The organism is Sphingomonas sanguinis NBRC 13937 (genome assembly GCF_001591005.1).
Taxonomy (GTDB): domain Bacteria; phylum Pseudomonadota; class Alphaproteobacteria; order Sphingomonadales; family Sphingomonadaceae; genus Sphingomonas; species Sphingomonas sanguinis.
Map to the genome: position 1 here is coordinate 1 of NZ_BCTY01000059.1, position 17611 is coordinate 17611.

The 17611-nt window shown below is 66.8% G+C and carries 16 protein-coding genes; 8 read left to right on the forward strand and 8 right to left on the reverse strand.

Annotated elements, in window-relative coordinates:
* Window positions 1–79: 79 nt before the first annotated feature.
* Both SSA01S_RS16690 and SSA01S_RS16695 read right to left on the reverse strand, forming a co-directional pair.
* Window positions 80–1708, reverse strand: a complete 1629-nt coding sequence (locus tag SSA01S_RS16690) for a M28 family metallopeptidase (RefSeq protein WP_061781288.1) — start codon at window positions 1706–1708, stop codon at window positions 80–82.
* Entirely contained in the window at window positions 1705–2142 is a 438-nt protein-coding gene (locus tag SSA01S_RS16695) for an MAPEG family protein (RefSeq protein ID WP_061781299.1), read from the reverse strand. Before SSA01S_RS16695 ends, SSA01S_RS16690 begins: the two co-directional genes overlap by 4 nt.
* Window positions 2143–2346: 204 nt before the next feature.
* On the opposite strand from SSA01S_RS16695, the gene rpmF reads away from it, so the two are divergent.
* The 5 genes from rpmF to SSA01S_RS16720 all read left to right on the forward strand — a co-directional run bounded on the left by rpmF (window position 2347) and on the right by SSA01S_RS16720 (window position 5298).
* Complete coding sequence (gene rpmF, locus SSA01S_RS16700) at window positions 2347–2526, forward strand: 50S ribosomal protein L32 (RefSeq protein WP_042488281.1); 180 nt, start codon at window positions 2347–2349, stop codon at window positions 2524–2526.
* Window positions 2527–2563: 37 nt separating this feature from the next.
* A complete protein-coding gene (gene plsX / locus SSA01S_RS16705; protein WP_061781289.1) occupies window positions 2564–3592 on the forward strand; it encodes a phosphate acyltransferase PlsX in 1029 nt (342 codons plus the stop codon).
* On the forward strand, window positions 3589–4557 hold the full coding sequence (locus tag SSA01S_RS16710; RefSeq protein WP_061781290.1) for a beta-ketoacyl-ACP synthase III: 969 nt from the start codon (window positions 3589–3591) through the stop codon (window positions 4555–4557). Before plsX ends, SSA01S_RS16710 begins: the two co-directional genes overlap by 4 nt.
* An 89-nt stretch (window positions 4558–4646) precedes the next feature.
* The gene (locus tag SSA01S_RS16715) at window positions 4647–4946 is read left to right on the forward strand and encodes an integration host factor subunit alpha (RefSeq protein WP_058716555.1); all 300 of its coding nucleotides are present in this window, start codon (window positions 4647–4649) and stop codon (window positions 4944–4946) included.
* Window positions 4930–5298, forward strand: coding sequence for a MerR family transcriptional regulator (locus tag SSA01S_RS16720; RefSeq protein WP_061781291.1), 369 nt, complete (start codon window positions 4930–4932; stop codon window positions 5296–5298). The genes SSA01S_RS16715 and SSA01S_RS16720 overlap by 17 nt, the downstream gene beginning before the upstream one ends.
* Before the next feature lie 13 nt (window positions 5299–5311).
* On the opposite strand, the gene SSA01S_RS16725 is transcribed toward SSA01S_RS16720, so the two are convergent.
* From SSA01S_RS16725 to pheS, 5 genes are all read right to left on the reverse strand, one after another.
* Complete coding sequence (locus SSA01S_RS16725; RefSeq protein WP_061781292.1) at window positions 5312–5854, reverse strand: hypothetical protein; 543 nt, start codon at window positions 5852–5854, stop codon at window positions 5312–5314.
* A gap of 37 nt (window positions 5855–5891) precedes the next feature.
* Window positions 5892–7418: a peptide chain release factor 3 gene (locus SSA01S_RS16730; protein ID WP_061781293.1), complete on the reverse strand. Its 1527-nt coding sequence runs from the start codon at window positions 7416–7418 to the stop codon at window positions 5892–5894.
* Window positions 7419–7677: 259 nt separating this feature from the next.
* Window positions 7678–8559, reverse strand: a complete 882-nt coding sequence (locus SSA01S_RS16735) for an aldose 1-epimerase family protein (protein WP_061781294.1) — start codon at window positions 8557–8559, stop codon at window positions 7678–7680.
* Window positions 8552–10915, reverse strand: coding sequence for a phenylalanine--tRNA ligase subunit beta (gene pheT, locus SSA01S_RS16740; protein ID WP_061781295.1), 2364 nt, complete (start codon window positions 10913–10915; stop codon window positions 8552–8554). Before pheT ends, SSA01S_RS16735 begins: the two co-directional genes overlap by 8 nt.
* Window positions 10912–11988, reverse strand: a complete 1077-nt coding sequence (gene pheS, locus SSA01S_RS16745) for a phenylalanine--tRNA ligase subunit alpha (protein ID WP_170171262.1) — start codon at window positions 11986–11988, stop codon at window positions 10912–10914. The genes pheT and pheS overlap by 4 nt, the downstream gene beginning before the upstream one ends.
* 256 nt (window positions 11989–12244) lie before the next feature.
* Here pheS and SSA01S_RS16750 point away from each other — a divergent pair, with 256 nt between their 5' ends.
* On the forward strand, window positions 12245–13387 hold the full coding sequence (locus SSA01S_RS16750) for a GGDEF domain-containing protein (protein ID WP_061781297.1): 1143 nt from the start codon (window positions 12245–12247) through the stop codon (window positions 13385–13387).
* A 75-nt stretch (window positions 13388–13462) separates the two neighbouring features.
* Here SSA01S_RS16750 and SSA01S_RS16755 read toward each other — a convergent pair whose 3' ends face one another.
* The gene (locus SSA01S_RS16755; protein WP_061781298.1) at window positions 13463–14674 is read right to left on the reverse strand and encodes an LL-diaminopimelate aminotransferase; all 1212 of its coding nucleotides are present in this window, start codon (window positions 14672–14674) and stop codon (window positions 13463–13465) included.
* 115 nt (window positions 14675–14789) lie between these two features.
* On the opposite strand from SSA01S_RS16755, the gene SSA01S_RS16760 reads away from it, so the two are divergent.
* Both SSA01S_RS16760 and SSA01S_RS16765 read left to right on the forward strand, forming a co-directional pair.
* Window positions 14790–16520, forward strand: coding sequence for a PHA/PHB synthase family protein (locus SSA01S_RS16760; RefSeq protein WP_156477894.1), 1731 nt, complete (start codon window positions 14790–14792; stop codon window positions 16518–16520).
* Between the two features lie 85 nt (window positions 16521–16605).
* On the forward strand, window positions 16606–17505 hold the full coding sequence (locus SSA01S_RS16765) for a TIGR01841 family phasin (protein ID WP_240954501.1): 900 nt from the start codon (window positions 16606–16608) through the stop codon (window positions 17503–17505).
* Window positions 17506–17611: the final 106 nt, after the last annotated feature.

Consider the following 17611-nt stretch of genomic DNA (forward strand, 5'->3'; position numbering starts at 1 on the left):
TCACCACCAGCGGGGATACCCCTCCACCAGCTTCGCTGGTCCCCCTCCCCTTGCAGGTGGAGGAACAGGCGCGGCTGGATTACCGCCGGTCCGCAGCACTCTCGCTGCGAATCGCCTTGAACTCGGACCCGGCCCGCCATTCCGGCCAGTCCCGCCCATCGGCCAGGTCGCGCCCGATCCGGTAGAACAGCCCGACATCCGCCGCCGCACCGCGCAAGTCCCAGTTCGCGTCCCAGGCATCGCAGGTCTGGTGATAGCAGCGCATATAGTCGTCGAGCCACTTTTGCCCCGCCGTGCGCCCGCCCGCGACCAGATCGGGCGCGCCGCTGATCGCCATCAGCAGCAGCGTCGGCACGCCGCGCCGTGCGACCGAGAAGTGATCGGCGCGGTAGAACAGCCCGCGCTCGGGCAGCGCCTCGGGTGTCACCACGCGGCCCTGCGCCCCGGCGGCGGCCTTCAACCGGTCCTCCAGGTCGTTCTGCCCGTCACCCACCAGCATCACGTCCCTGGCCGGTCCTGCCGTCTGGAGGATGTCGAGCGTCAGGTTGGCGACGGTCTTCGACAGCGGATAGACCGGCTTCACGGCATAGGTTTCCGATCCCAGCAGCCCGCGCTCCTCGCCGGTCCACAGTGCGAACACCAGGCTGCGGTCGGTCGGCGGCGCGGCCTTGAACGCGCGCGCCAGTTCCAGCACGCCCGCCACGCCCAGCGCATCGTCGTTCGCACCGGGGCGAATCGTTCGGCCTTGTGCGTCCGCCTTGCCCCGGCCGTACGCATCCCAATGCGCGCCGAATATCACGACCTCATCCGGGTGCGTCCTGCCGGGCAGCTTGGCCAGCACGTTGCGGCTTTCCGCGCGCACCGTCGTCACCGGCAGGTCGGCGGAGAAGGATTGCCCCTTCAATGCGACCGGCCGGAAATCGGCATGCCGCGCGGCCTTGCGCTGCTGCGCCAGGTCCAGCCCGGCGGCGGCAAACAGCTTGGTTGCCGAGTCGCCGGACAGCCAGCCTTGCAGCAGGACCCGCGAACTCGGGTCGGCGCGGACGATATCGTAATTCTCGCCCGCGGGGGCGGTCACCGTCGCCCAGCCATAGCCCGCTCCGGCCGTATCGTGGACGATCAGCGCACCGATCGCGCCCTGCCGCGCGGCTTCCTCATACTTGTAGGTCCAGCGGCCATAATAGGTCATGCGCCGGTCGCCGAATTTGCCCTTGGCATCGTCGCCCGCGACGGCCTCGAAATCGGGATCGTTGACCAGGAAGACCGCGATCTTGCCCTTCAGGTCGACGCCCTTGAAATCGTCCCAGCCGCGCTCGGGCGCGTGGACGCCGTAACCGACGAACACCATCGGCGCATTCTGGATCGCCACCTGGTCGACGGGCCGCACGGTCGAGACATAGACGCCCTGTCCCTGGACCAGCGGCATGGCCCCGGCGCGCATCGTCCCCTGGCCGATCTGGGTGCGGATCAGCGGCACGGGTTGCGTCCACTCGCCATCGGGCCCGCCGGGTTGCAGCCCCATCGTCCGGAACTGCGCGACCAGCCAGTCGACGGTCTTCGTTTCCCCCGCCGTGCCCGGCGCACGCCCCTCGAACGCGTCGGAGGCCAGCGTCTTCACATCGTCGGACAACCGCTGTGGCGAGATGGGGTCGGGGGCGGCACCGGTCAGCGTGACGGCGGCCAGAGCGATCAGGGGAAAACGAATCATCGCTGCTCAACCTTATAGACGGTGACCCCGGTCACGGGGGTGGTGTTGGCGGTATAGACGATGCCGATCGCCCATCCGGCCAACAAGGCCAGGATCGCCCAGGTTCCGATCGCGCCGCCCGCGCGGCCGATATTGGGCGCGGGCCGCATCATGCCCCAGCCATGGCCGATCCGCGCCAGGATGAACGCTCCACCCAGCACCCACAGCCAGAAGGCCGAGCCGCCCGCCAGCTCGATCAGCCCCATCAGGATCAGGACGAAGGGGGCATATTCGACGAAATTGGCCTGGGCCCGCATGCCCGCACCGAGTCGCGAATCGCCGCCATCGCCCAACAGGATCTTGCCGCGCACCCGCCCGACGACGATTCGCAGGGCGAGCCATAGATTGACCAGCGCGGCCGCCGCCGCGATGCTGAGCGTGACGGGCAGGATCATAAGCGGCGCATTCTCCAGGATTTGGACCAAGAAGCGGAGTGCCATTCCCCAGCCCGGCTTGCAACATCGGCAAAACTCGCTATAGGCGCGGGGCTTCGCGATGCGTCCGGCTGGGTGCTCACGCGGCCGGATCCTCGATCCGGGCGCGCAATGGGTGCTGATCGTGGCGTATTCCACCCATTGTTCGATTGATAAGGTGCCGCAATGGCCGTCCCCAAGAGAAAGACTTCGCCCTCCAAGCGCGGCATGCGCCGTGGCCACGACTCGCTGACGGTCGCGGCGTTCCAGGAATGCCCGAACTGCGGCGAACTGAAGCGTCCGCACAATCTGTGCACCGCCTGCGGCCATTATAACGGCCGTGAGGTCGTGTCGGTCGAGGGCTGATCCCTCTACCTGACCTGATTGACCGTTAGAGGAACGCATGGCCGATAACGCCTGGATCGCCGTCGATGCGATGGGCGGCGACGACGGGCTGGCCGTGATGCTGGCCGGTGTCGCCAGGGCGCGTCGTCGCTTCGAGGGCATGCGCTTCTTCCTGGTCGGGGACGAGGCACAGATTGCGGAGGGGCTGAAGGTCCATCCCAACCTGTCCGCCGCGTCCGAGATCATCCACGCGCCCGAGATCGTCGGTTCGAGCGAAAAGCCGAGCCAGGCGATCCGGCGTGCGCGTGTGACGTCGATGGGTATCGCCATCGATCTGGTGAAGCAGCGTCGCGCCGCCGCCATGGTGTCGTCGGGCAATACCGGTGCGCTGATGGCGATGGCCAAGCTGTCGCTGCGCACCCTGCCCGGCATCGACCGACCCGCCCTCGCCGCGCCGCTGCCGACGCTGGGCGACAATGACGTCGTCATGCTCGACCTCGGCGCCAATACCGAGTGCGACGCCCGCAACCTCGTCCAGTTCGCCGTCATGGGCGCCGCCTATGCCCGCATCCTGCTCGAACTCGACAACCCGCGCGTCGCGCTGCTCAACATCGGGTCCGAGGACCAGAAGGGCACCGACGAGATTCGCGATGCTGCGGCCGTGCTGCGCGGCCAGGATCACCTGCCGCTGAACTTCACCGGCTTTATCGAGGGCAATCAGCTGGCCCGCGGCGAGGTCGATGTCATCGTGTGCGACGGCTTCGCGGGCAATATCGCGCTCAAGACCGCCGAGGGCACCGCCCGCTTCGTCGGCGACCTGTTGAAGCGCGCCTTTCGCTCGTCGGCGCGGTCGAAGCTCGGCTTCCTGATCTCGCGGCCCGCCACGCAGTTGTTGCGCGATCACCTGGACCCCAACAACCATAATGGCGCGGTATTCCTGGGCCTGAACGGCGTGGTCGTGAAGAGCCATGGCAGCGCCAACGAGCTGGGCGTGGCCACCGCGATCGGCAATGCGGCCAAGATGGTGCGCGCCGACCTGACCCGGCGTATTGCCGAGGACCTCCTGAATTTCGAGGACGCCGCATGATTCGTTCGATCGTCACGGGTACGGGGTCGGCACTTCCAACCCGGCGGGTGTCGAACGAAGAACTGGCGCAAGAGGTCGACACGTCTGACGAGTGGATCGTCGAGCGGACCGGCATCCGCTTCCGCCACATCGCTGGGCCCGAGGAAACGACGGCGACGCTGGCCGCCGACGCCGCCAAGGCCGCGATCGCCGCCGCTGGTCTGTCGGCGCAGGACATCGACCTGATCGTCCTGGCGACCGCCACGCCCGACCAGACCTTCCCGGCGACCGCGACCAAGGTTCAGGCGATGCTGGGCATAAACGACTGCGTCGCGTTCGACGTCGCCGCCGTCTGCTCGGGCTTTCTCTATGCCGTGCAGGTCGCCGATGCGATGCTGCGCTCGGGCGTGCAGCGCCGTGCGCTGGTGATTGGCGCAGAAACCTTCAGCCGCATCCTCGACTGGGAGGATCGCACCACCTGCGTCCTGTTCGGCGACGGCGCGGGCGCGATGGTACTGGAGGCGCGTGAAAGCTCCGATTCGGATGGTCGCGGTATTCTGGCCACCAAGCTCCATGCCGATGGCCGCCATAACGGCCTGCTCTATGTCGATGGCGGCCCTTCCACCACCGGCACCGTCGGCAAGCTGCGGATGAAGGGACGCGAGGTGTTCCGCCACGCCGTCGTCAATCTGGCGCAGGTGATGGAAGAATCGCTGGGCCTGGCGGGCCTGACTGCGGCCGATGTCGACTGGGTCGTGCCGCATCAGGCCAATGCCCGTATCCTCGACGCCACCGCCCGCAAGTTGAACCTGGCCCCGGAAAAGGTCGTCGTCACCGTCGACCGTCACGCCAACACCTCCGCCGCCTCGGTGCCGCTGGCGCTGGACACGGCGGTACGCGACGGACGCATCCGGGAGAACGACCTGATCGTGCTGGAAGCGATGGGCGGGGGCTTCACCTGGGGTGCGGCGGTGATCCGCTTTTAGACAAACGATTGACATTAACCGAGATAAATCCCTTTCGGTCCCAATCTTGGATGTGTTAATCGGTTACTTCCGCACCATTGGGGGATGGCATGACGAAGGCTGGAACGTTGACACGGGCGGATCTCGCCGAATCTCTGCATCAGGAAGTGGGACTGTCGCGATCCGATTCGGCGGAAGTCGTCGAGCAGATTCTCGTCGAGATGTGCGACGCCCTGGGGCGGGGGGAAAACGTCAAGATTTCCGGCTTCGGAACATTCGTGCTGCGCGACAAGGGTGAGCGGATCGGCCGCAACCCCAAGACCGGGATCGAGGTGCCGATTGCACCCCGCCGCGTTCTGACATTCCGCGCCAGCCAGATGATGCGCGATCGTATTGTCGCGGCCGGATAGACCGACACGCCCGGCCGATGGCGGCAAGACCGATGGTGCGTTGCGCACCATCGGCGAAGTCTCGCGCGAAACCGGGGTGGCGCAGCATGTGCTCCGCTATTGGGAAAGCCGCTTCCCCCAGCTTCGTCCGGTTCAGCGCGCGGGTAACCGACGCTATTATCGCGCCGATGACCTGATTCTGATCCGCCGCATCGACCATCTGCTCAACCAGCAGGGTTACACGGTGCGCGGGGTGCAGCAATTGTTCGAGAGCGAAGCACGCACCAAGGACGATCCTGCGACGATGCTGCGCAGCATCCGCGATTCGCTGGTCGAGGCGCTGGCCTGGGACGACCGGGCCGAGCGTCGATAGAAGTTACCCGCTGTCAGGCGGGCTGGACCACCCCGCCCTGCTGACCCAGCAACAGATCGCGGCATGCCCGGTTATAGGCATGCGACCGCCACCAGAACCAGCCGCCATTGCCGACGCCCCAAGCCGCCACGCCCAGCGCCGCCCAAGGCACCGCGCGCGCCACCCGGCCGCCACGCGCCGCGACCCGGCCCGCCGCCAGGCCGCCCTTGCCAATCCGCCGCGCGGTCTTGGCGAGCTTCCCCGCCGCCCGCGCCTGCGACAACAGGCCCGACCCGCCGCGCAGGTCGCCCAGGATCGCAGCCGGACCGACAAAGCCCTTCAGCTTGGCCGCAATCTCCTGCGCCTCGATCGCCATGCCCGGCTCCAGCTGGCGACGCTGCGCGCCCGTCAGGGCATAGGCGTCGGCGATCGCATCGATCGTGTCGGCCAGGCTTTCGGTGCCGATAGTCAGCGCCTTCGCCCCGGCCTTGAGCGCCCGGCGGCGGATCAGCTTTTCATTGGCCTCGAAAGTCGCTTCGATCGCGGCTCGGTCCATGGCGGGTCCCTGTTCGTTCATGGTCGTTGAAGCGCCGAAACGGCCCTCGGGTTCCGCCTCAGCGCTCGCGCGTCGCCAGGAAACGGACCTTGGGATAGCGATCGGCCACATAACCGACTTCCCAGGCGCTCTTGGCGAGGAAGACGGGGTTGTCGTCACGGTCCTTCGCCATCGCCGCACGGTTCAGGTCCATGAACGCCTTCAGGTCGGCGGGGTCGTCCGCCGCGATCCAGCGCGCGGTGTCGAACGGCGCAGGCTCCAGCCCGGCCGCGACCTTATATTCCGCATCCAGCCGCGACAGCAGCACGTCGAGCTGGAGCTGCCCGACCACGCCGATGATCCAGTTCGACCCGATCTCGGGATAGAAGACCTGGGTCACCCCCTCCTCGGCCATGTCGTCCAGTGCCTTGCGCAGCTGCTTGGTCTTGGTCGGGTCCTTCAGCGCGACGCGACGCAGGATTTCGGGGGCAAAATTGGGCAGGCCGGTGAAGCGCACATCCGCCCGCTCCGACAGGGTATCGCCGACCCGCAGCGTGCCGTGATTGGGGATGCCGATGATGTCGCCCGGAAACGCCTCGTCCGCGACTTCGCGATTCTGCGCGAAGAACAGGATCGGCGAGTGGACCGCGATCGGCTTGCCATGGCCCGTCGGGGTCAGCTTCATGCCGCGCTTGAAGGTGCCCGAGCACAGCCGCATGAAGGCGATGCGGTCGCGATGCTGCGGGTCCATGTTCGCCTGCACCTTGAACACGAAGCCGGTGACTTCCTTGTTCTCGGGCGCGACGGGCGCGGGCTCGGCGGGCTGGGGCCGGGGCGGCGGCGCATGACGGCTGAGCGCGTCGATCAGTTCGGCGACACCGAAGTCCTTCAACGCGGAGCCGAAATAAACGGGCGTCAGATCGCCGTTGCGATAGGCCTCGCCATCGAATTCGGCATAACCGGCCTGCGCCAATTCGACTTCTTCGGCGATTTCGGCGGGCAGGGTCGGCGCATCGTCCACCTTGCCGTGAAAGGCGCGGCTGTCCCCCTCGGGACGGCTGACTTTGCCGGTGGTCAGGTCGAGAATGCCCTCGAACAGCCCGCCCATGCCGACCGGCCAGCTCATCGGCGCGACGTCGAGCGCCAGGATGTCAGCGATCTCGTCGAGCAACTCGAAGGGCGGACGCCCCTCACGATCGACCTTGTTGACGAAGGTGATGATCGGCACCGAGCGCAGGCGGCAGACCTCGAACAGCTTCCGCGTCTGTGCCTCGATACCGCGCGCCGCGTCGATGACCATTACGGCCGAGTCGACCGCGGTCAGCGTGCGGTAGGTATCCTCCGAAAAGTCTTCGTGGCCCGGCGTGTCGAGCAGGTTGAAGGTCACGCCGTCCTTCTCGAACGTCATGACTGAGGAGGTGACCGAGATGCCGCGCTGCTGCTCGATCTTCATCCAGTCCGACCGCGCACGGCGGTTCTGCCCCCGCGCCTTGACCTCACCCGCCAAATGGATCGCGCCGCCGAAATAGAGCAGCTTTTCGGTCAGCGTGGTCTTACCGGCGTCAGGGTGCGAGATGATCGCGAAGGTACGGCGGGGGGAAGTCATGGGCGGCTCTGTCGAATAGGGAAATGGCGCATCCGAGCGCCCGAGATGCTGCGCCTGTTACAGCAAATTGTGGCACAAGACAGGCCCCGGATTGCGGGCAGCCATGGATGCCGCACGTCATACCCGCACCCACCCCGGCGAAGGCCGGGGTCCAGTTGCCAAAAGGCTCGTGGCGCGCGTGAAGGCTTCGATCTTGAAATTCGTAGCAACTGGACCCCGGCCTTCGCCGGGGTGGAGTGTGAGGGGCTGGGTGGTGTCGCTACCCCGCCAGCGTCACCGTCACCTGCATGACCTTTTCACCGCCGACCGGCACGGTGAACACACCAGGCTTGTCGGTGAAATCGCCTTCAAAGCCTTCCGGATCGGCTATGCCGTGCCACGGCTCGACACAGACATAGGCGGCACCCGGCTTGGTCCAGATGCCGAGCTTGTCGGTATCGGGGAAGGCGATGCGCAATTGCGGCGCACCGTCCGCGCCGTAGGTGACATGGCGGCTCTCGACCGGGTCCCAGACCAGCGCGTCGTGGGTGAACAGATCGTCCGCCAGATGCAGCACGCGACCGTCGAGCGGGCTGTCGCGGCGGGCTTCCGCGATCAGGCCGTCTGGCGCGATCTCACGCAGGCGGCTGGGCTCTTCCTTCTCGAAAACGATCCGGTGCTCGGCGCGTGCCTGGCCATAGGGCAGCGGCCAGGCGAAGGCGGGGTGGAAGCCGAAGCTGGCGGGCATCGGCACCTCGCCCCGGTTGAGGATACGGATTTCCATCACCAGCATCGCCTCTTCCAACCGGAACTCCGCCTCCAGCCGGAAGGCGAACGGATAGGAGGTGCGCGTCTCCTCGCTGTCGCCCAGCGAGAAGACGGCGCGGCTGGCCTCATGCGTCACCAGCTTGAAGGTCGAGTGGCGGGCAAAGCCATGCTTGGCCATCGGGTAATGCTGGCCGTTCAGGCGGATGCCGTCGCGGGTCACGCCGATCACCGGGAAGAGCAAAGGCGCGCGGCCGGTCCAGAAAGCCGGGTCCGCATTCGTCATCAGCTCGCGGCCGTCCGCGTCCTTGAGCGAGGACAGTTCCGCGCCGAACGGATTGATCGCCGCCGACAGATGATCGTTGCCGATGTGGACCCAGTTTTCTTCATTAGCCACGGAGTTGCGCTCCCTGCTTGGCGGCCGCCGCGACGATCTTGTCGGCGATGGCCTTCAGCTCCTCGTCGGTGAAGCTCTTCTGCGAGGGTTGCAGAAGCACCTCGACCGCGACCGACTTATGCCCCTCGGGTACGCCCTGCCCGGCGAACACATCGAACACACGCGCGGCGGTGATGGCGGCCTTGTCCGCCCCGCGCACCGCACGGATCAGCATGTCTGCGGCCAGCGTGTCAGGCACGAGGAAGGCGAAGTCGCGCTTTACGGACTGCAACGCCGGTGGCGTATAGGCCGGACGCATGAAGCCGGTCGCCCGCTTGGGCGGGATCGCGTCGAGATACAGCTCCACTGCCGCTACCCCGCCGTCGAGGTCGAACGCCTTCAGGACCGAAGGATGGACCATGCCGAACGCCGCCAGCACCGTCTTCGGCCCCAGCCGCAACGTGCCCGATTGCCCGGGGTGCCAGGCGTCACCCGCCTCGCCCATCACCTGCAAGTTATCCACAGGCGCGCCCGCCTGGGCGAGCAGCGCGATGGCTTCGGCCTTGGCGTCATAGGCGTCGAAGCCCTGCGCCTTGCCGGACCGCCAGTTGCGGGGCGTCTTGTCGCCCGCCAGCACGACGCCCAAGGTCGGCCGCTCGGCCTCTTCCAGATAGCGGCGGCCGATCTCGAACAGCCGGACGGCAGTCGCGCCGCGCTTGATGTTGCGCTCGGTCGCGGCGAGCAGGCCGGGCAGGAGCGAGGGCCGCATGACCTTCAGATCCTCGCTGATCGGGTTGGCGAGCGTGAACGCGCCGCCGCCGAAGGGCGCGGCCTGCGCCTCGCTGATGAAGCTCCACGTCACCGCTTCGTCCAGACCGCGCGCGGCGGCGGCGCGGCGGGCGCGACGCTCCAGCTTCTGCTGCGGCGTGGCGGTCGGGCGCGCGACGCCGGGCGCGCGGGGGAGCGCCACCGGGGGAACATGGTCGATCCCCTCGATGCGGATGACTTCCTCGACCAGATCGGCGGGGCCGTCCACGTCGCGCCGCCAGCTGGGGGCGGTCACCCGCCAGTCGGCGGTGACGGTGAAGCCCAGCGACTCGAGGATCGCCTTCTGCCGATCCGCTGCGATGGCGAGGCCGCCGAGTGTCTCGGCCAGATTCGGGTCATAGGCGATGGTCTTGGCCGTCACCGGCGCCTCACCCGCGCGCGTCACGCCGCTGGCGGTGCCGCCGCAATATTCCAAAACGAGGAACGTCGCGATGGCGAGGCCGTCGTCCAGGAACGCCGGGTCCACCCCACGCTCGAACCGGGTACGCGCGTCGCTGGTCAGCGCCAGCTTCTGGCCGGTGCGCGCGATCGCCTCGGGGGTGAAGTACGCGCATTCGATGATGACGTCGGTGGTCGTCTCCGACACGCCCGAATGTTCGCCGCCCATGATGCCGCCGATATCGTGCACGCCCGCATCGTCGGCGATGACGGTCATGCCCTCCGACAGGGTATAGGTCCGGCCGTTAAGCGCCTCGACCGTCTCGCCCTGGCGCGCTTTCCGCGCGACCAGACCACCCGACAGCTTGGCCTTGTCATAGACGTGCAGCGGGCGGCCGAGATCGACCGTCATATAGTTGGTGATGTCGACCAGGGCCGAAATCGGCTTCTGCCCGATCGCGGTCAGCCGCTGGCGCATCCACTCGGGGGCCTCGCCATTGGTCAGGCCCGAGACGCCCTGCGCATAGAAGGCCGGGCAGCCCTCGGCATCCTCGATGCGCACGTCCGGGCCAGCGCCCTCACACGCGACCGACGGCACGGTCGGCGCGATCAGCGTACCCAGCCCTGCGGCGGCGAGATCGCGCGCGATGCCGTGGACGCCCATGCAGTCCTGACGGTTGGGCGTGATCGACACGTCGATGACCGGATCGGTGAGGCCCGCATAGTCAGGGAAGGACGTGCCGATGGCCGCATCCTCGGGCAGTTCGATGATGCCGTCATGGCCCTCGCCGATCTGCAACTCGCGCGCCGAGCACATCATGCCGTTCGACTCGACACCGCGAATGGCGGCGACCTTCAGCGTCACGTCGAGGCCCGGGACATAGGCCCCCGGCGCGCCGAACACGCCGACCAGCCCCGCGCGGGCGTTGGGCGCGCCGCACACGACCTGCATCGGGCCGTCACCGGCATCGACCGACAGGACCTGCAGCTTGTCCGCCTGGGGATGCCGCTCGGCCGACAGGATGCGCGCGACGCGGAACGAGGCCAGCGCCTCGCCCGGATTGTGCACGCCCTCGACCTCCAGGCCGATACGGGTCAGCCCCTCGACGATGGTGTCGAGCGAGGCGTCGGTGTCCAGATGGCTCTTCAGCCAGCCCAGGGTGAACTTCATGCGCCGACTCCTCCCGACAGCGTGGGTACGTCGAGGCTCGCGAACCCGTAATGCTTCAACCAGCGGATATCGCCGTCGAAAAAGGCGCGCAGATCGTCCATCCCGTATTTCAGCATGGCGAGGCGATCGATGCCGCAGCCAAAGGCAAAGCCCTGCCACTCATTGGGATCGAGCCCGCATGCCTCGATGACCTTGGGATGGACCATGCCGCTGCCCAGCACTTCCATCCAGCCGCCGCCAGAGCCACCGATGACTCGCTTGCCCTTCTCGATCGTGTAGCCGACATCGACCTCGGCCGAGGGTTCGGTGAAGGGGAAATAGCTGGGGCGCAGGCGCAGGACGATGTCGTCGCGCTCGAAGAACGCCTTCAGGAAAGTCTCCAGCGTCCATTTCAGATGGCCGAGCGTGATGCCCTTGTCGATCACCAGCCCCTCGACCTGATGGAACATGGGCGTGTGGGTCGCGTCCGAGTCGGAGCGATAGGTGCGGCCCGGCGCGATGATGCGGATCGGCGGCTTCTGGTCGAGCATGGTGCGGATCTGCACCGGCGAAGTGTGGGTGCGCAGCACGCGGCGCACGGTACGCTCGTCGCCACCCGCCTCGACACCCGCCAGATAGAAGGTGTCGTGCATCGCGCGCGCCGGATGCGTCTCCGGGATGTTGAGCGCGGTGAAGTTATGCCAGTCGGTCTCGACCTCCGGCCCCGTCGCGACCGCGAAGCCCAGATCGGCGAAGATTTCCGCCAGTTCGTCCATGACCTGGCTGACCGGATGGACGGTGCCGAAGCTGCCGCCCTCGACCGGCAGGGTCATGTCCAGCCGCTCGGAGGCGAGGCGCGCGTCGAGGGCCGCCTGTTCCAGCGCGGCCTTGCGGGCGCCCAGCGCCTCGGTCACCGCCTCGCGCAGGCCGTGGATCTTGGGCCCTTCGACCTGGCGTTCCTCGGGGCTCATCTTGCCCAGCGTCTTCAGCAGCTGGGTGATGCGGCCCTGCTTGCCCAGCGTGTCGACGCGGATCGTCTCCAGCGCGTCCAGCGCGGGCGCATCGGCGATGGCGGCGAGCAGCGGCTCACGCATTTGTTCGAGTTCGTTACTCACATGTCACTCCGTCGGCCGTTCTGGCGCCCCCGTGAAGGCGCGTGGCCCGTTGGCGGGATTGCCCCCGCCGTAGCGGCTGGGTGGCCATGGGATCAATCCTTCACGCATGGTCCGCGACCGTGACGGCCGCCATGACGACCAATGTCGCGCCAACCTTTCCTCAACGGATCATGGGTTAGGGTCGCCCCGCAGCCCTTGCGAAGGACTGCGCCATGCCCGCTATGGAACACGCATTTTGATTCTCGACGTCTTTACCATCCAGGTGATCGCCGCGATCAGCCACTTCATCATCGGCGCGCTTCACCTGACGCCGGGCCTGACGCGCCAGGATCGCGGCGGATGGGTGCGCGACTGGGGACTGGCGAAAATCCTGATCGGTCTGGCCAACGGGCTGACGCTGCTCTTCGACGGCTCCAGCACGCTGCCGGTCGAACGCCTGCTCAACCTGATCCTGGTAATCGGCCTTGCCTTGAGCATCCGCAGCGCCGCGACCATGAGCGGCCGGACGCCGCCGCGTATCCTGATGATCCTGTTCGGGGGCACCGGAGCGGCGCTGATCGTGCTCTTCCTGTTCGACCCCTATGATGTCCGCTGGACCGTGGCGACGATGGGGATGGCGCGCATCCTGTGCCTGTTGTCGCTCACCTGGCTGGTGACCGGCATCGCCCGGCGGGAAAGGCTGATGACCGCCTGGACCATGGGCGCCATCTTTGCCCTTTCGACGATCGGCTTCCTGCTGAACATGGTGCTCAACCTGATCGGCTTCACCGTTCCCGCCTGGGAGGTGCAGGCCCATGCGATGGCGCATTGGGCGGTCGGCACCGCGATCATCATGGTGACGCTGACCCATTTCTCGCTGCTGCTGATCGAGTCCGAACGCACCCAGCGCGAACTGCGCGAACAGGCGTGTCGCGACAGCCTGACCGGCGCGCTCAACCGGTTCGGGCTGGACCAGAGCCGGACCGCGCAGCACGGCCCGGTCGCCCTGCTGCTGATCGATATCGATCACTTCAAGTCGCTCAACGACACGCAGGGCCATGCAGCAGGAGACATGGTGTTGCGGCTGCTGGTCGATCTGGCCCAGGCCGAACTGGGCGCACGCGGACAGGTGGTGCGGATCGGCGGCGACGAGTTTCTGTGCGTCCTGCCCGCCGCCACGCAGACCGAGGCGGAGGCGCTGCGCAAGGCCCTGTCCCAGCGTTTCGACCGCGCGGTGGTCGCCGCCATCGATTCGCCCTACCCGCCGTCGCTCAGCATCGGCATCGCGACCGGATCGGCGGACAAGGGGCTCGATCGGCTGATCCAGAAGGCGGACGAGGCGATGTATGCCGTCAAGCGGTCCCGCCACGCGCAGCGCCCGCATGTGGATGCCGCCTGACCCGATCGGACGCAGAGCCGCGAGATGGGCAAGGACGGGCCGTCAAGCGACAGCCCGTCCCGATAGCCCCGTGCGTCAGAGCGCCTTGGTCGCCCCCGGCGTGTTGACGCCCATCGACTGGAGGTAACGCTTCACATTGCGGGCCGCCTGACGAAGCCGCTGCTCGTTCTCGACCATGGCGATACGGACGAAGCCCTCGCCATTCTCGCCGTAACCGACACCCGGCGCGACCGCGACCTTGGCCTCGGTCAGCAGCTGCTTGGAAAATTCCAGACTGCCCAGATGCGCGAGTGCAGGCGGCAACGGGGCCCAGGCGAACATCGAGGCCTTGGGGCTCGGAATATCCCACCCCGCCCGGCCGAAGCTCTCGACCAGCACGTCGCGGCGCTTGTGATAGAGCTGGCGGTTCTTCTCGACGATATCCTGCGGCCCGTTGAGCGCAGCACAGGCCGCCGCCTGGATCGGGGTGAAGGCGCCGTAATCGAGATAGGACTTCACCCGCGTCATCGCGGCGATCAGCTTCTTGTTGCCGACCGCGAAACCGATGCGCCAGCCCGCCATTGAATAGGTCTTGGACAGCGAGGTGAACTCGACCGCGACGTCCTTGCCGCCCTTCACCTGCAGGATCGAAGGCGTCGGGTTGCCGTCATAATACAGCTCGGAATAAGCGAGGTCGCTCAGCACCCAAAGCTCGTGCTTCTTCGCGAAGGCCACGAGGCGCTCGTAAAAGGCCAGGTCCACCGTCTCGGCGGTCGGGTTGGACGGATAATTGACCACCAGCACCGAGGGGCGCGGCACGGTGAAGTGCATCGCCCGCTCCAGGCTCTCGAAATAGGCTTCGTCGGGCGTGGTCGGCACCGCGCGGATCGTCGCGCCGGCGATGATGAAGCCGAAGGTGTGGATCGGGTAGGACGGGTTGGGCGCCAGCACCACGTCGCCCGGCGCGGTGATCGCGGTGGCGAGGCTGGCCAGTCCTTCCTTCGAGCCCATGGTCACGACCACCTCGGTCTCGGGATCGAGATCGACGCCGAAGCGGCGGCCGTAATAATGGGCCTGGGCCCGGCGCAGGCCGGGAATGCCCTTGGACTGGGAATAGCCGTGCGCGTCGGGCTTCTTGGCGACCTCGACCAGCTTGTCGAGCACATGGTCGGGCGGCGGCAGGTCGGGATTGCCCATGCCCAGGTCGATGATGTCCTCACCGCCCGCGCGCGCCGCTGCCCGCATCGCATTGACTTCGGCGATGACATAGGGCGGCAAACGCTTGATGCGGTAGAACTCTTCGGACATGGGTCCCTCTGTGTAACGATTTGGGACCCGGACCTTAGCGGCTTTCGTTTCCCGACGCGACCCGACATGATGACGCAATATCCTGACGCCAATAGGGCGCGCGACGAACGAGAGGATGCGGATGACCCCCGGCCAGACACACGCCCCCCATTCTATTGGCACCCTGCCCACGTTGGAGGAGCTGCAGCACTGGACCTGGGTGATGGGCCGCGCCCAGCAGATGATGATGGAGGCCGCGCTGACCCCGCCCGAGGGCGTGCCGGTGGTGCCCGGCTTCAACGACCCCGCCACGGTCGGGCGGGTGCGCGACTTCTGGTCCGATTCGATGAAGCTGTGGCAGCGCTTCGTCGACCCCGCCGCCGAGCCGAGCGTGGCCCCCAAACCCGACCGTCGGTTCAAGGCCGAACAGTGGCAATCGCCGCTCTTCGACTGGATTCGGCAAAGCTATCAGGTGATCTCGGACCATATGCTGCGCGGCGTCGACGCGCTGGAGGGGGTGGACCCGAAGCAGAAGGAGCAGATCCGCTTCGCCGCGCAAGGCTTTATCGATGCGATGAGCCCGACCAACTTCCCCGCGACCAACCCCGAAGTGCTCGACAAGATCGTCGAGACGCGCGGCGAGAATCTGTTGAAGGGCCTTCAGAACATGATGGCCGACCTGGGGCGCGGCCAGCTGACCCATAGCGATGCGAGCGCGTTCGAGGTCGGGCGCAACCTCGCCGCGACGCCGGGCAAGGTGGTGAAGCGCAATTATCTGTACGAGCTGATCCACTACACGCCGACCACCGAAAAGGTGGCGGCGGTGCCGATCGTGATCTTTCCGCCCTGGATCAACCGCTTCTACATCCTCGACCTCGCGCCCGAGAAAAGCCTGATCAAATGGCTGGTCGATCAGGGGTTCAGCGTCTTCATGGTGTCGTGGAAATCCGCCGACGCGACGATGAAGGACGTGATGTGGGACGATTATGTCGCGGCACAGGTCGATGCGATCGATACGGTGCGCGACCTGCTCGACGTCGAATCGGTCCATACGGTCGGCTATTGCGTGGCGGGCACGACGCTGGCCGCGACGCTCGCCTATCTGACGGCGCAGGGGCAGGCGGAAAAGGTCGCCAGCGCCACCTTCTTCACCGCGCAGGTCGATTTCTCGAAGGCGGGCGAGCTGCTCCACTTCGTCGATGACGAACAACTGAAGATGATCGCCGCGCTGTCGCCCGAGGGCTATCTGGACGGGCGTTATCTGGCGATGACGTTCAACCTGCTGCGCGGGCGCGACCTGATCTGGAATTACGTCACCAACAACTATCTGCTGGGGCGCGATTATGTGCCGTTCGACCTGCTCCACTGGAATGGCGACGTCACCAACCTGCCCGCGCAGTGGCACCTCGCCTATCTGACCGACCTGTACCGCGACAATCTGCTGATGCAGCCGGGCGCGATGCGCATCGGCGGCGTACCGCTAGACCTGACCAAGGTCGCCACCCCCGCCTATGTCCAGGCGGGGCGCGAGGATCATATCGCGCCGCCTGAGAGCGTGTGGAAAATCACCGAGGCGTTCACCGGCCCCTTGCGCTTCGTGCTGGCCGGCTCTGGGCATATCGCGGGCGTGGTGAACCCGCCTGCCGCTGGCAAATATCAATATTGGACCAACGACACCCCCGCCGCGACACTTGCCGAGTTCGTCGCCGGCGCGACCGAGACCAAGGGCAGCTGGTGGCCGGATTGGGCCCAGTGGCTGCGCACTCGCGATGCCGCAACCGTCGCGGTGCAGGGCGCACGCATCCCCGGCGAAGGCGCACTTGCGGCCCTCGACGAAGCGCCCGGACGCTACGTCCGACAGCGTTAGTTTCGGTTTTGTTGCACTGCACAATAGGCTTGATTTTGCTCCCGCGAATCGCTATTGTGCAGCGCAACAAATCGGGAGAGCGCTCTTGGACAAGAACAAGCCGACCGTGCCCGCCGCCAAGGCGGTGACCAAAGCCAGTCGCGCGACCAAGCCGGTCACGCCCAAGACGCTGCCGGGCCTGCCCTCCGACACCACCGCATCGGCCAAGCCGCCGGTCGCCAAGCCTGCGATCGCTGCCGAGGCCGCTCCCTCGAACAGCCCGGCGCTGCCGCTGAACGCGCCGACCGCCAAGGTCGAAGCCCCGAAGGTCGAGACGGCGCCGAAGCCGGTGGTGGAAACGCCCGCCGCTGTCGCACCGGTCGCACCCAAGGTCGAAGCGAAGCCCGCTCCGGCGCCCAAGGCGCCCGTCGTGAAGGCAGAGGCCAAGCCGGTCGCGGCAAAGCCCGCGCCACAGCCCAAGGCCCCGTTAAGTGCGGCGGCCCCGACGATTTCTTCCCCGACCGCCGCGGTTTCGGCGGACTCCAAGCCCAAGGATTTTATCATGGACGCCCAGAGCACCATCGAAAACGCGACCGCCAAGACCCAGGCCTTTTTCGGCGACGCCCAGGCCCGCACCCAGGCCACCATGGAGAAGAGCGCCAAGCTGTTCGAGGACATGATCGCGTTCAGCAAGGACAATATCGAAGCGGTCGTCGAATCGTCGAAGATCGCCGCCAAGGGCGCCGAGACGCTGGGCCAGGGTGCCGCCGACTATGCCAAGCGCTCGTTCGAGACCGCCAGCCAGACGCTGCAGACCCTGTCGTCGGTCAAGTCGCCGACCGAATTCATGAAGCTGCAGTCGGACTTCGCCCGCTCGGCCTTCGACTCGATGGTCACCGAGACCTCGCGCTCGACCGAGCACATGATGAAGCTGGCCGGCGAGATCGCCCAGCCGATCAGCAACCGCTTCGCGGTCGCCGCCGAGAAGCTGAAGACCGTCGCGTAATTCGCTGACGCTTTCCTTCGCGGAACAGGAAGGGGCGGTCACTTCGGTGGCCGCCCTTTTTCGTGTCTGGCGGGTAATTGGGGGACGTCGCGTGGGGCCAATCCCT